We start from the raw sequence: 13,700 nt of genomic DNA on the forward strand, positions 1-13,700 counted from the left end.
CCCTCCGGAATGCATCGCAGCCCCACAGCCGTCAACGTCGGAACTTCGCCGGAAGCGCACCGCCGCTTCGCGGACCGGCTTGCCTTGTCGGCCGACCGGCACGGACGGGCGGGTTCTTTTGAGATCCAGGGGCTTGGCCGATGATGTCGGGCGAAACTCCCTATCATCGCATCGGCAGGGAGGCTCCGGCTATCGGCGGCTCGGTCGATCTGTTGACCGGGCTCGGCAACGCGCGCCAACTCCGCAAGACCGTTTGCGATCTGGCTGAAGAGCGCGCCAGCGATCCCGCTCCCTTTACCATCGGTCTTGCCAATATCGATGGGTTCAAACCGATCAACGATCTGTTCGGCCCGCGAGCCGGCGACGAGATCCTCTGCCAGGTTGCCCATCGGCTGCAAGCCTGTGCACCTGAAGGCGCGACAATCATTCGCTCCGAGAACGACGAATTCGCTTTCGTCCTGCCGCTCGTCTTCGAGCGCAAGGGTGCGGAGAAAGTCGGGCAGATGTTGAAAGAGGTGCTGTCGGCGCCCTTCGATCTCGGCGATCGCAACGTCCGCCTTTCCGCTTCGTTCGGCTTTGCCGTCTATCCTTTTGCCGGCGAGGTCTTTGAAGACCTGCTGAAGAGCGCCGATACGGCGCTTTATCGTTCCAAGCGCCGCGGCCGCGGCCAGATCACCGTCTATTCCCAGGAAATCGCCCAAGAGATGAAGCGCGCGACGCAGCTCGAACAGGCGCTGCGCAACGCGATCATCGCCAACGAGGTCGACGTGCACTTCCAGCCGATCGTCGATCTGCGCAACGACGCGGTCGTCGGTTTCGAAGCCCTGGCCAGATGGTGCGACGCCGACCTCGGCTATGTCTCTCCAGCCGTGTTCGTACCTTTGGCAGAAGAGCGCGGCTTCATCGAATCGCTGGCCGAGACGCTGTTGCGCAAGGCCGCCCATGCGGCACTCGCCTGGCCGAAGGAGCTGTTCCTGTCGTTCAACCTGTCGTCGGCACAGTTGATGGACCCGGCGACCAGCACGCGTCTCCTGACGATCATCAACCAGATCGGTCTCGACCCGCGACGGTTGGAACTGGAGATCACCGAGACGGCCGTCATGGCTGACGCGGAGACTGCCCAGAAGATCGTGACTGAGCTTCGGGCAGCCGGCGTGCGCGTCTCGCTCGACGATTTCGGCACGGGTCAGTCGAGCCTTGGGCGCCTTCGCGACTTCTCCTTCGACAAGGTCAAGATCGACCGTGCCTTCGTGTCGCGGATTTCCGCCGACCGGGCCTCCGAGCATATCATCAAGGCGATCGTGTCGATGTGCGAAGGCCTGGAACTTGAGGTCGTCGCCGAAGGCATCGAGGATTTTTCCGAAGCGTTGAAGCTGAAGGCGCTCGGCTGCGGCATGGGCCAGGGCTACTTCTACGGCAAGCCGGCCGACGCTGTCGCGACGATGCGCTACCTCTCGGACCGCTATCGCGGCGTTGCAGCTCAGCTTTAGACCCTGCCGCAATAGTGGGTTTCAGTCCTTGGCGCTCTCGGCCCGGTTTCGCGTACCTTCCGCCAGCAGCCAATCCCTGACCCGTCGCGCCTGACTGTTCAGCTCGCGTGAGCGCGGCCAGACGACGTAAAACGCCAGTCCGGTCTTCAGCACGTGACCGCAGACCGGCACCAGTGCACCGGAGCGAACCTGCGGATCGGTCAGGTGCTCCCAGCCAAGCGCCACCCCTTCGCCTGATAGCACCGCCTGGATCACCAGGACATAGTCGTTGATGGCGAGACGACGCGCCTGAGGCGGGTAGGGAAGGCCGGCGCTGGCGAACCATTCGGTCCAGTCGCAGGCGCGCCGGACCGGTTCTTCCAGATGAATGAGGTTGTGGCGCAGCAAATCGGCAGGTTTGCTTGGCAGTCCATGCTGCTCGATATAGGCGGGCGTCGCCACCGCATTGACGACTTCCTCGGCCAGAAGTGCTGCATGGTAGCGCGGCCAATGGCTCGGATCGCCGCCGCGGATGCCGAGCGGGATCGGCTCCTCGTCGAGGTCGAGATCGCGCACGCTCGTCTGGATCCTCAGATCGATCTCCGGCAGATCCTCGCGCATGCGGTTGAGGCGCGGCAGCATCCACATCGAGGCAAAAGCGGTCGATGCCGCAAGCGTCACATTAGTCTCGCGCCCCTTGGAGCGAATGTCTTCCGCCGACTTCTGGATCCGTGACAGACCGACGGATACGTCGGCGTGGAATTTCTCACCAGCCTCCGTCAATTCGACGGCGCGATGCACGCGGTGGAAGAGCGGTACACCCAGCTGCTCTTCCAGCCCGCGAATGGCGTAGGAGACGGCCGCCTGCGTCATGCCGAGCTCGTTGGCGGCTCGGGTGAAATTCTGATGACGGCCGGCAGCCTCGAACACGATGAGGCTGGTTGCAGACGGGAGCAGGCGGCGTAGATTTTCCATAACTTAGGCTTATCGCATGGCTCAATTTTTTCCAGCGTTACAACGTGATTTTTCGTCAATACCATCACCTCAAATGATGGGAGGACGGCGATGGAAATGGTGGCTGTGGAAGCGGGCGAAGCACCGAGACGGACACGAGGATCAAGGCCGCAACGCGGCGGTGTCAGCGCCAAGAGCCTTGGCGTCCCCTACATCGTCCGCAATATTCCGACCTACGATATCCTGAGCGAAGAAAACCTGCTCCGAATCGAGAAGGTCGCCGACCGTATTCTTGCCGAAGTCGGCATCGAGTTTCGCGATGACCCGGCATCCCTTGATCATTGGAAACGCGCTGGCGCCAAGCTGGACGGCGTGCGGGTGACGTTCGAGCCCGGCATGCTGAAGGAGATCGTGCGCTCGGCGCCGCGCCAGTTTACCCAGCATGCCCGCAACCCCGTCCGCAGCGTCGAAATCGGCGGCAACAATGTCGTGTTCTCGCCAGCCTACGGCTCTCCTTTCGTCACCGATCTCGACAACGGCCGGCGTTACGGCACGATCGAAGACTTCCGCAATCTGATAAAGCTGGCGCAGTCGAGCCCCTGGCTGCACCATTCCGGCGGCACCATCTGTGAGCCGGTCGATGTTCCGGTGAACAAGCGCCATCTCGACATGGTCTATTGCCACATCAAATATTCCGACCGAGCCTTCATGGGCTCGATCACCGCCGAGGATCGCGCCGAAGACTCGATCGAGATGGCGCGCATTGTCTTCGGGCACGATTTCGTCGACGCCAACTGCGTCATTCTTGGCAACGTCAACGTCAATTCACCGCTCGTCTGGGACGGAACGATGACGAAGTCATTGCGCGCCTATGCGCGGGCAAACCAGGCGGCTGTCATCGTGCCCTTCATTCTCGGCGGCGCCATGGGTCCGGTCACCAATGCCGGAGCGATCGCGCAATCCTATGCCGAGACGCTGGCCGGCTGCGCCTTGACCCAGCTGGAGCGCAAGGGCGCGCCTGTTATCTTCGGCAACTTCCTGTCGTCCATGTCGCTGCGTTCGGGGTCGCCGACCTTCGGCACGCCGGAGCCGGCGATCGGCAGCATGGTGATCGGCCAACTGGCACGGCGCCTCGGCCTGCCGCTGCGCTGCGCCGGCAATTTTTCCAATTCCAAGCTGCCAGACGCGCAAGCGATGCAGGAGGGCGTCATGTCGATGCTGTCGGCGGTGCATTGCGGCGCCAATTTCATCCTGCACTCGGCCGGCTTCGTCGATGGGCTGCTCGCGATGTCCTACGAAAAGTTCGTCATGGACACGGATTTCTGCGGCGCGCTGCATTCCTACCTCGCCGGCGTTGTCGTCGATGACAACACGCTGGCCATGGACGCCTTTCTGCAGGTTGGGCCAGGCAGCCATTTCCTCGGATGCGATCACACCATGCGCAATTACCAGACCGCCTTCTGGGATTCGGCCCTGTCCGACAACGAGCCTTTTGAAAAATGGACAGAGGAGGGCGGAACCGACATGGCGGCGCGCGCCAACAGGAGTTGGAAGAAGACGCTGGCCGAATACGAAGCGCCGCCGCTGGACGTGGTGATCGACGACGCTTTGACGGACTATGTTTCTCGCCGCAAGAACGGCATGGCGGACGCCTGGTACTGAGCCGACGCCGAGCCTTCTTTGAGAATGCGCATAACAAGAATGATGCCGTGCCACCGGTCCAGCTCAGCGGACAGGCGGTGCTCAAGGGAACAGAAATGACGCTGCCGAAAGACCCACTGCTCCAGCCTTACCGCCTCAAGCATCTGACGCTCAAGAACCGGATCATGTCGACGTCCCATGAGCCGGCCTATTCCGAAGACGGCATGCCGAAGGATCGCTACCGCCTCTATCATCTTGAGAAGGCCAAGGGCGGCATGGCGCTGACCATGACGGCGGGTTCCGCCATCGTTTCGGAGGATTCTCCGCCTGCCTTCGGCAATCTCCACGCCTATTCCGACGAGATCGTGCCCTGGCTGAAGAAGATCGCCGACGACTGTCATGAGCACGACACCGCGGTGATGATCCAGCTCACCCATCTCGGCCGCCGCACCGGCTGGAACAAGGGCGACTGGCTGCCGGTTCTCTCAGCCTCGCCGGTGCGCGAGGCCGCGCATCGGTCGTTTCCAAAGGAGATCGAAGACTGGGATATCGAGCGCATCGTCGGCGACTATGCGACAGCCGCCGCCCGCATGCAGGCCGCCGGCCTTGATGGTATAGAGCTTGAGGCCTACGGCCATCTGATGGACGGCTTCTGGTCGCCTGCCACCAACCAGCGCGACGACGACTTCGGCGGCTCGCTCGACAACCGCCTGCGCTTTACCCACATGGTGCTCGACGCCATCCGCAAGTCCGTCGGGCCGGATTTCATCGTCGGCATGCGCATGGTGGCAGACGAGGATTGGGAGAAGGGGCTTTCGAAGGAAGAAGGCATCGAGATCGCCCGCCGCCTGGCAAACTCCGGCAAGGTCGATTTCCTCAACATCATCCGCGGACACATCGACCATGATGCGCCGTTGACCAAGGTCATCCCGATCCAGGGCATGGCCGCCTCGCCGCATCTCGATTTTGCCGGCGAAATCAGGGCGGCGACCAAATTTCCGGTTTTCCATGCGGCCCGCATCGCCGATGTCGCCACCGCACGCCACGCGATAGCCGAGGGCAAACTCGACATGGTCGGCATGACCCGTGCCCATATCGCCGACCCGCATATCGTCCGGAAAATCGAAGAGGGCCGGGAAGCCCAGATACGCCCCTGCGTCGGCGCGACCTACTGTCTCGATCGTATCTACGAGGGTGGCGGCGCACTCTGCATTCACAATGCGGCGACTGGGCGCGAGGCGATCGTGCCACACGTCATCTCCAGAAGCGAAGGGCCGAAGCGAAAGGCCGTCGTCGTCGGTGCCGGTCCGGCCGGCCTTGAGGCGGCGCGTGTGCTTGCCGAGCGCGGCCATGTGGTCGAGATCATCGAGGCTACCGGCGAGGCGGGCGGGCAGATTCTGCTTGCCCAGCGCAATCCGCGGCGCAAGGAACTGATCGGCATCGTCGACTGGCGGCTGTCGGAGCTGGAGAGGCTTGGCGTGCCGATCCACTACAACGTCTTTGCCGGCGTCGACGATGTTCTGGAGCGGTCGCCCGATCTTGTCGTCGTTGCTACCGGCGGCATCGCCCAAAACCCGGCTCTGGAGGCGGGGGACGAACTGGTTGTCTCAAGCTGGGATATCATCGCCGGTGCGGTGAAGCCGGAGGGACCCGTGCTGCTCTATGACGACAACGGCGCCCATAGCGGCATGACTGCGGCCGAATTGATTGCGCGCGCTGGCGTCGAGCTCGAGATCATCTCGCCCGAGCGCATGTTCGCGCCCGAAGTCGGCGGCATGAACCATGTGCCTTACGCCAGGGCGTTTGCAGATCACAATGTGCGTGTGACGATCAACACCCGCCTCCGGTCGGTTCGGCGGGAAGGCAATGGGCTGGTGGCGACGCTCGGTTCCGATTTTTCTGACACGGCATCGAGCGAACGCCGGGTGGCGCAGGTGGTGGTCGAGCACGGCACCGTGCCGATGGACGATCTCTACCGCGAATTGAAGCCGATTTCTCGCAATCTGGGCGCCGTCGACTACAAGGCGCTGCTTCGCGGCGAAAACCCGATCCCACTGCGCAACCCGGGCGCCGGCTTCGACATGTTCCGCATCGGCGATGCCGTCGCCAGCCGCAACATCCATGCCGGCATCTATGATGCGCTGCGCTACGGCGTGCTTTTCTGAACAAAACGAGCGGCGGTGAAAGCACCGCCGCTCCATCTTCTGGTCGTCTAACGATCCAGCTTACTGCTGGGTACCCTCAGCCGGTGCCGGCTGCATCGGGGTAGCCGGTGCCGTTCCGGTGGTCGAGGAGGTCGTCGACGTGTCAACCGGCTGGTTGGCGAGCTGTTCGGCGACCTGCTGCGCCTTGGTCTTGAACTCGGGAGCCGCCTTCAAGGTTTCGGCGGTTTCCGTCGTCGTCAGCTTCAAGGCATCCGTATTGGCCTGTTCGGAGATCTGAATGCGATCGAACGGGACCGCAACGTTCTTCTCACCGAGGCCCAGGAAGCCGCCGACACCGATCACAGCAGCTACAACGCCGCCATCCTTCTTGATGATCAGGTCGTTAATCTCACCGACATTTTCGTCGCCGGCATTATAGACGGTCTGGCCGACATAGGTGCTGGTCGCGATCTGGTCACTGGCCTGTTCGGTCAGGTACGTTCCGTCAGACTGGGCCGTGACAGCAGGTGCTTCGGTGGTTGCCGGCGGTGTCGTCTGCGCCTGGTCTGCAGGTGCTTCGGCACCCGGAGCCGGCTGAATTTCCATCGTCTGCGGCTCGGCCGGCTTAGGCTGGGTGGCGTCCTGAGCGAAGGTCATCGGCGCGAACGCAACACTCGCGATAAGCGCACCGGCCGCAACGGAAGATACAAGTTTCTTGGTCATCTCAAACTGCCTTTCCTTGACGTTGTCGATCAAGGCGCGGTCCTGATCGTCGCCAGGTTTCCACCGCACCGGTGATACCAAAGCAACGCCTGGCGGCAGAAACGGTTCCAGAAAAATTCGACTGATCGCGCCGGAATTCTGGCAGTCATGCGCCAAACTTCTATGGTCGCAGATCAATATCGCCGGTGGTCGTCGCTCACCTTTCGGCAGATATCGGAGCGTCATCACTCCGGCTATGTATTTTAGTGGTTTATTGAGTTCTGCTTTACATTCATACAATATTGAGTGTTCTTGCCTATACTTGCTGAAGACGGGATGGAGCATTCTTCGTGGATATTCCATCCTGTTGATCTGGACGGTTCCCCATGTTTCTGCCACGGCGATTTCTCTCCGTTTCCCTGCTTTCCGTTTTGGTGATGGTCGGCCTTGTCGGGATCGAGCGCAGCCTGTTCGGCGTGCGCTATTTTTCGGAGCGGATGCCTGAGATCGAACCCTACAATCTTTGGCATGCATGGGTGTCGCTCAGTCTGTCGCTTGCGGCTATTCAGGGGTTCACGCGCGATGCGTCCTGGCTCGGCGCACCCGCGCTTCGGATGGCCTCACGCCGCGAACTGTGGATCTGCATCGCAATGCCGGTCTTTGCAGCCGCGGCGGCCCTTCTTTTCAGCGTCGATGCCGCGATCTTCAGCGCCCTGGCCCGCGAGGACAACATCTTCGAGTGGCTTTCCGCCCTGTTGATCTTTGCCTCAAGCGTGTTCTTCGCGCTGGCGGCCATGGGTCAATTGCGCGCGGCGCGGGGTGAGGCCGATCGCGTCGCATGGCTGGCGGCCGGTGCCGCGGCATCCTTCAGCCTTGTTCTGTTCATCGTCGGCATGGAAGAGATATCCTGGATGCAACGCGTGTTCGGCATTTCCACGCCCGACGCGTTGCTGGGCCTCAACAAGCAGCAGGAACTGAACCTGCACAACATCTCAACCGGTTTCACCGAGCTGCTCTATTATACCGGCAGCTTCGTGCTTTTGACGTTAGCGCCCTTTGTCTGGCTCTACCTTCGCAAGGGTTTCGCGCTCGGGCGGTTCGAAGCATTCACGCCGAGCGTTTTGGTGTTGGCGGCAAGCGCACCGATGGCGGCGTTCAACAGCGACAACTGGAGCATGCTGCCGACCCAGATGATGGTGATGATGACGATAATCATCCTGCTGGTGATCGCCGATCTCGCACTGCGGGGCGGCTTATGGCGGGAATTCACAGTGCTCACCGCCGGCGCGATCCTGATCGTCGCGATCCAGGAACTGTTCGTGCTGCAGGCGCAGGAACTCGTGCGCATCTGGGATCCGACCGAATACAAGGAACTCTTCATTGCGGTTGGTCTCGCCATCTATGGCTATGAGACCTGGTCGCGGCTGCGCTCGTTGGCGCCGGCCACCGAGTTGCTGGTCGGTCGCCGATCGACGGCCGGATAAACGAAAACCCCGCCGAAGGGGCGGGGTTCCACTGCCGTGTCGCTTGGCGCAACAGCTATCCTCAATGGCTTTCGCGCAGAACCTCGCTGCCGCTTCCGCCAACGAGGAAATCCAGGTCGGCGCCCTTGTCCGCCTGCAGCACCGTATCCTGATAGAGCTTGTAGTAGCCGCGTGTCCATTTCTGCTCCGGCGGCTGCCAGGCGGCCATGCGGGCTGCAAACTCTTCCTCGCTGATCATCAGGTTGAGTTCGCCCTTCATCGCGTCGAGCCGGATGCGGTCACCGGTTCTGACGATCGCCAACGGCCCGCCGGCGTTCGATTCCGGGCTGACATGCAGCACGACGGTTCCAAACGCCGTACCCGACATGCGGGCGTCCGAAACGCGCACCATGTCGCGCACGCCCTTTTCGACCAGCCGGCGCGGGATCGGCATGTTGCCGACTTCCGCCATGCCGGGATACCCCTTGGGACCGCAGCCCTTGAGCACCAGGATGGTGTCTTCGGTCACCGGCAGATCCGGATCGTCGATCTTGGCCTTCAGGTCCTCGATCGTCTCGAAGACATAGGCCGGGCCCTCATGCGCCAGCAGATGTTCGCTGGCGGCAGACGGCTTGATGACCGCGCCGTTCGGCGCAAGGTTGCCTTTGAGCACGCGAATGCCGGCTGCCGCACGCAGCGGATTGTCGAGTGGGCGGATGACGTCGTCGTTGAAGACCTCGGCGTCTTCCCAATATCGGCTGATCGGCATGCCGAAGACCGTTGGCGCATCCGCATGCAGCAGATGCTGGATGCGGTTCATGACGGCTGGCAGGCCGCCGGCATAGGCGAGATCCTCGATCAGATACTTGCCTGAAGGCATGCAGTTGACGATGCACGGCACCTGACCGCCGACGCGGTCGAAGTCCTCGAGACAGAGATCGACGCCGGCACGGCCGGCGATCGCCAGCATATGCACGACCGCATTGGTCGATCCGCCGACGGCGGCGTTGGCAATGATCCCGTTTTCGAAATTCTTCTTGGTCAGGATCTTCGACAGGCGCAGATCCTCATGCACCATCTCGACGATGCGCTTGCCCGTCATGTGCGACAGCGCCATTCGGCGCGCATCGACGGCGGGGAGTGCGGCATTCATCGGCAGCGACAGGCCCATCGCCTCGACGATCGACGCCATGGTGGTGGCCGTGCCCATGGTCATGCAGACGCCGGGCGAACGCGACATGCCGCTCTCGGCCGCCATGAACTCCTGAACGCTCATCTCGCCGGCGCGCACCGCTTCTGAAAATTTCCAGACGTCGGTGCCGGAGCCGATGTCCTTGCCCTTCCATTTGCCGTTCAGCATCGGCCCGGAGGAAACGACGATCGTCGGCAGGTCCACCGAAGCCGCGCCCATCAGCTGGCCGGGTGTCGTCTTGTCGCAGCCGCCAAGCAGCACGACGCCGTCGATGCCATAGGCGCGGATTGCCTCCTCGACGTCCATGGCGAGCAGGTTGCGAAACAACATCGCCGTCGGCCGCATCTGCGTTTCGCCAAGCGAGGACACCGGAAACTCGACCGGAAAGCCGCCGGCCTCCCAGACGCCGCGCTTGACGCCCTCAGCCAGAATGCGCAGGTGGCTGTTGCATGGGGTCAGTTCCGACCAGGTGTTGCAGATGCCGATGATCGGGCGCCCGTCGAAGACATGGTCCGGAAATCCCTGGTTCTTCATCCAGGAGCGATGGATGAAACCATCCTTGTGGGTGCCGCCATACCAGTGCCGACTGCGCAGTTCTTTCTTCTTGTCGCTCATTCAAGCTTCCTCCTCACCATGCGATTGATCGCGTGGATGAATTGTATGACTTTTTATTGGCGCTTCGCTACTGCATGTTTCTTTAAAATCCCATTCGATTTAAGGAAAAAACATGCAGCACTTCAAAGTGCTACAGCGACCTTTGCGCGTCTAATAAGACGCGCGGTGCTGTAGGGTTTCCGATCAGAGGCGGAAGGACGGCTCGAACCGGCCGTTGACGCTGACGCCGAGTTCGAAGGTCTTGCCGGCATGCGGATCAGCTGCGCGCGCCGCTTCGTCCAGATCCTGCCAGGCCGACGTCACCAGCATGCGGTCGGCCTTCGCCCCGATGAAGGCCGTGCAGCTCGGCTGCGTCGTCGGCATCGCATAGCGCGTGAGACGCACGCCGTCGGGCCTATAGACGTCGACCGTGCCGCTGCCCCAGCGGGCATTCCAGATCAAGCCGTCGGCGTCGCAGACCGAGCCATCGATGCCGCCGGCCTCGCCGCTGCTGTCGACGAGCAGGCTGGGCTCGCCCGTTGGCAATCCCGTCTCGGCATCGATGTCGACGCGCATCAGGTGGTTGACATCGGTGTCGACGAAATAGGCAACGGTTCCGTCAGGCGAAAAGCAGATGCTGTTGGGAATGGTGATCCGGTCATAGAGCCTAGTCACCTGCGTGCCGGCGACGTGATAGATCGCGCCCGCTCCCTTTTCGGCGCTGCGCCCCATGGTGCCGATCCACAGCGAACCGGACGCATGAACGCGGCCGTCGTTCGAGCGGTTGCCGGGCTTGTCCTCCAGCGTCGTCACGAGGCTGAACGCGCCCGTCTGCGTATCTCTCAGGAACAGCCCCTGGTCGGAAACGATCAGTTGCCGGAGCGGATCGATGACGGCAAGGACGCTGCCGAGGAACGGAAGCGCATGCACGGCCTTGCGGCCGGTTTCGAGGTGCAGTTCGTGCAGTTCCTGGCCCTTGATGTTGAACCACCAGGCGGTGCCGCTGCCGGGGTCGTAGGTTGGGCCTTCCCCGAGGATCGAGGTCGCTCCGCAAAGGATGCTGCCGGCAAAAGGAATACTATCGCTCATCATCGTGCTCCGTAGACGGCGTCGTAGGCCTTGACTGTCGCGACGGCGCGCTTGCCGACGTCGGAGGCACTCATTCCGGGCTTGTAGAGGCTCGATCCGAGCCCGAAGCTTCTGATGCCGATCTTGGCATAGTCGGCGAAATTCTCCTCCGACACGCCGCCGACGGCTGCCACTTCGACATCGGTCGGCAGCACGGTGCGGATCGCGGCGATCCCGGAAGGGCCGAGCACGCTTGCCGGGAAGAATTTGAGGCCGGTTGCGCCTGCCGCAGCGGCCGCGAGCGCCTCCGTCGGGGTGAAGACGCCGGGCATGGTCACCATGCCCTTTTGCGCCGCCAGCCGGATCACTGCCGGCTCGACATTGGGGCTGACCATCAGCCGTCCGCCGACATCGGCAAGCTGTTCGACCTGCGCGGTCGTCAGCACCGTGCCGGCGCCGATCAGGCAGCCCTGCGGCGCCATCTTTACCGCGGTTTCGATCGACCGGAACGGGTCCGGCGAATTGAGCGGGATCTCGATCGCGGTGAAGCCCGCCTCGATCAGCGTGCCGACGACGCCTTCGGTTTCCTCGGGCTTGAGGCCGCGCAGGATGGCGACCAGCGGGTATTTCATCGGCGGAAAGGGGATACGGTTCATATCAGCAGTCTTTCGGTCAGAGGGGCCAGATTGCCTGTGCGGCAGTCGAAAGGCCGGCGCGCACGGCCTCGTCGGCGTCGACGATCCGGGGGCTAAGATTGAGGCTTGCAAGTGCTTCGCGATAGAGCGCACCGAGAGAGCCGGAGGCGACGAGGCAGACGCTATCGACGGTTCCGGCCGCTGCCAGGGCGCCGGCGATCTCAAGCCCGATCAGCGTACCCGACAGCGTCGCCTTGGCGTCCGTCGCCGTCGTGCCGTGCAGCAATTGCCCGGCCCGCACGCCGAACGGCAGGTTGGTGGCGAGCGCCGGGTCGGCGTAGGCCGCCGCGACGGCGGCGAGGAACGCGGGATGGTCGCGGGAAAAAACCTGCGCATCCGCGACCGAATGGCTGAGAATGGAATGCCTGGCGATCACGTCGAACAATTCGCCGGTCATGAAGGTCGAGAAACCGGTGACCTTGCCGCCGTCGAGCCGCACCCATTTGCTGTGGGTTCCGGGCATGCAGACGAGGTGCCGGCCGTCGCCAAGCCTGGCTGCAGCGCCGAGCAGCTGGGTCTCTTCGCCACGCATGACGTCGGGATGCTGCTGATCGCGCTGGGCAAGACCCGGCAGAATGCGGATGTCGCGGCCGACATCGGGCACCGCGACGGCGCTTGCCGCAATTCTCGAGAGGACGGCGGGCGTATCGAGGTAGCCGGCCTCCAGCCAGCCCTGCTTGGCGCCCGCCATGCCGCAGATGATGACGGGCAGGTGCGTCGGTGCGGCCACCGCCGCCAGATGTGCTTCCAGCACGGTTGAAAAGCCGGTCTTGGCGGCCGTGGTCATGCCTTCGCCGCTGCGCCGCTCTGCAAGCACCGCGCCGTCTTCGGCAATGATCCAGAGCCGAAAGCTCGTGGTTCCCCAGTCGACTGCGGCATAATAGGCTGCGGTCATCAAAGTGCGCCTCCGTCAATGATCATCGTTTGGGCCGTCATGCCCATGGAACTGTTGGACGCCAGGTAAAGGCATGGGCCGACGAGGTCCTCGGCGGTCAGGCTTCGCTTCAGGCATTGTTTCTCCAGCATCGCTGCAATCGCCGTTTCGTCGAGCCAGAGTTTCTTTTGGCGCTCGGTAACGATCATGCCGGGTAGGATCGCATTGACGCGGATATTGTCGGGGCCAAGCTTGCCGGCAAGCGACTTCGTCAATCCGATGATGCCCGCCTTGGCCGTCGCATAGGCGGGGATTTCCGCCATGTTGAGCAGGAAGGCGATCGACGAGAAGTTGACGATCGATCCGCCGCCGGCCCGGCGCATATGCGGCGCTATCGCCTGGCTCATGAAGAACAGGTGCCTGAGATTGACGGCCTGGCTTTCGTCCCAGCTCTCTTCGGTGACGCTTTCGAGCGGCTGCCGGTCGTCGCGTGCGGCATTGTTGACGAGCACGTGGATCGCGCTAAGTGTCGCCGCGGCCGTTTCGGCGGCTGTCCTCAATGCCTCGATATCGCGCAGGTCGGCATGAATGAAGAGCGGCCTATATCCGGCCTCGACAGAAAGCCTGTCGGCGAGCTCCCGGCTTGCCGCCTCGTCGATGTCGACGAAGGCGACGTGCGCCCCTTGACGAACGAAACCTTCGACGAGTGCCGCACCGATGCCGGCGCCACCGCCGGTGACAAGGATACAGCGATCCCTCAGGTCGTGAAATTGGGCCGCAGGCAACGGCATCGGTCGGGCACTCCCCATTCGCGCCGTCCCGGCACGCTTGCAGGTTTCTTTGTTCCAATATGTGGAACGTGATTTTATTATATGGAATTATCGGGCGACGGCGGTTATCTTGT

11 protein-coding genes are annotated in these 13,700 nt (G+C 62.6%); 4 read left to right on the top strand and 7 right to left on the bottom strand.

All coding sequences use genetic code 11. The features are described from left to right. Positions 1-143 precede the first annotated feature (143 nt). Positions 144-1,490, top strand: coding sequence for a bifunctional diguanylate cyclase/phosphodiesterase (locus tag IB264_RS03780; protein ID WP_225906253.1), 1,347 nt, complete (start codon positions 144-146; stop codon positions 1,488-1,490). Between the two features lie 21 nt (positions 1,491-1,511). Here IB264_RS03780 and IB264_RS03785 read toward each other — a convergent pair whose 3' ends face one another. Next, entirely contained in the window at positions 1,512-2,444 is a 933-nt protein-coding gene (locus IB264_RS03785) for a LysR substrate-binding domain-containing protein (RefSeq protein ID WP_025426080.1), read from the bottom strand. Between the two features lie 90 nt (positions 2,445-2,534). Here IB264_RS03785 and IB264_RS03790 point away from each other — a divergent pair, with 90 nt between their 5' ends. Together IB264_RS03790 and IB264_RS03795 are read left to right on the top strand one after the other, a co-directional pair. Beyond that, positions 2,535-4,085, top strand: a complete 1,551-nt coding sequence (locus IB264_RS03790; RefSeq protein ID WP_025426081.1) for a trimethylamine methyltransferase family protein — start codon at positions 2,535-2,537, stop codon at positions 4,083-4,085. A 95-nt stretch (positions 4,086-4,180) separates the two neighbouring features. Further along, entirely contained in the window at positions 4,181-6,229 is a 2,049-nt protein-coding gene (locus tag IB264_RS03795) for an NADH:flavin oxidoreductase (protein WP_025426082.1), read from the top strand. A 60-nt stretch (positions 6,230-6,289) separates the two neighbouring features. Here the strand turns inward: IB264_RS03795 and IB264_RS03800 are convergent, their stop codons facing one another. Then, positions 6,290-6,931 carry a PRC-barrel domain-containing protein gene (locus IB264_RS03800; protein ID WP_025426083.1) on the bottom strand — a complete coding sequence of 214 codons (642 nt, stop codon included), beginning with the start codon at positions 6,929-6,931 and terminating at the stop codon, positions 6,290-6,292. A 365-nt stretch (positions 6,932-7,296) separates the two neighbouring features. Here IB264_RS03800 and IB264_RS03805 point away from each other — a divergent pair, with 365 nt between their 5' ends. Continuing rightward, positions 7,297-8,394: a hypothetical protein gene (locus tag IB264_RS03805; RefSeq protein ID WP_025426084.1), complete on the top strand. Its 1,098-nt coding sequence runs from the start codon at positions 7,297-7,299 to the stop codon at positions 8,392-8,394. A 61-nt stretch (positions 8,395-8,455) separates the two neighbouring features. Here the strand turns inward: IB264_RS03805 and IB264_RS03810 are convergent, their stop codons facing one another. The 5 genes from IB264_RS03810 to IB264_RS03830 form a co-directional block, all read right to left on the bottom strand. Further along, positions 8,456-10,180 carry an IlvD/Edd family dehydratase gene (locus tag IB264_RS03810; protein WP_025426085.1) on the bottom strand — a complete coding sequence of 575 codons (1,725 nt, stop codon included), beginning with the start codon at positions 10,178-10,180 and terminating at the stop codon, positions 8,456-8,458. A 183-nt stretch (positions 10,181-10,363) separates the two neighbouring features. Next, positions 10,364-11,248: an SMP-30/gluconolactonase/LRE family protein gene (locus IB264_RS03815; RefSeq protein WP_025426086.1), complete on the bottom strand. Its 885-nt coding sequence runs from the start codon at positions 11,246-11,248 to the stop codon at positions 10,364-10,366. Continuing rightward, complete coding sequence (locus IB264_RS03820; protein ID WP_025426087.1) at positions 11,248-11,883, bottom strand: 2-dehydro-3-deoxy-6-phosphogalactonate aldolase; 636 nt, start codon at positions 11,881-11,883, stop codon at positions 11,248-11,250. The genes IB264_RS03815 and IB264_RS03820 overlap by 1 nt, the downstream gene beginning before the upstream one ends. 16 nt (positions 11,884-11,899) lie before the next feature. Continuing rightward, positions 11,900-12,820: a 2-dehydro-3-deoxygalactonokinase gene (locus IB264_RS03825; RefSeq protein ID WP_025426088.1), complete on the bottom strand. Its 921-nt coding sequence runs from the start codon at positions 12,818-12,820 to the stop codon at positions 11,900-11,902. Then, entirely contained in the window at positions 12,817-13,587 is a 771-nt protein-coding gene (locus IB264_RS03830) for an SDR family NAD(P)-dependent oxidoreductase (protein ID WP_025426089.1), read from the bottom strand. The genes IB264_RS03825 and IB264_RS03830 overlap by 4 nt, the downstream gene beginning before the upstream one ends. Between the last annotated feature and the right edge of the window lie 113 nt (positions 13,588-13,700).

The organism is Ensifer sp. ENS11 (genome assembly GCF_014851895.1).
GTDB lineage: Bacteria > Pseudomonadota > Alphaproteobacteria > Rhizobiales > Rhizobiaceae > Ensifer > Ensifer canadensis.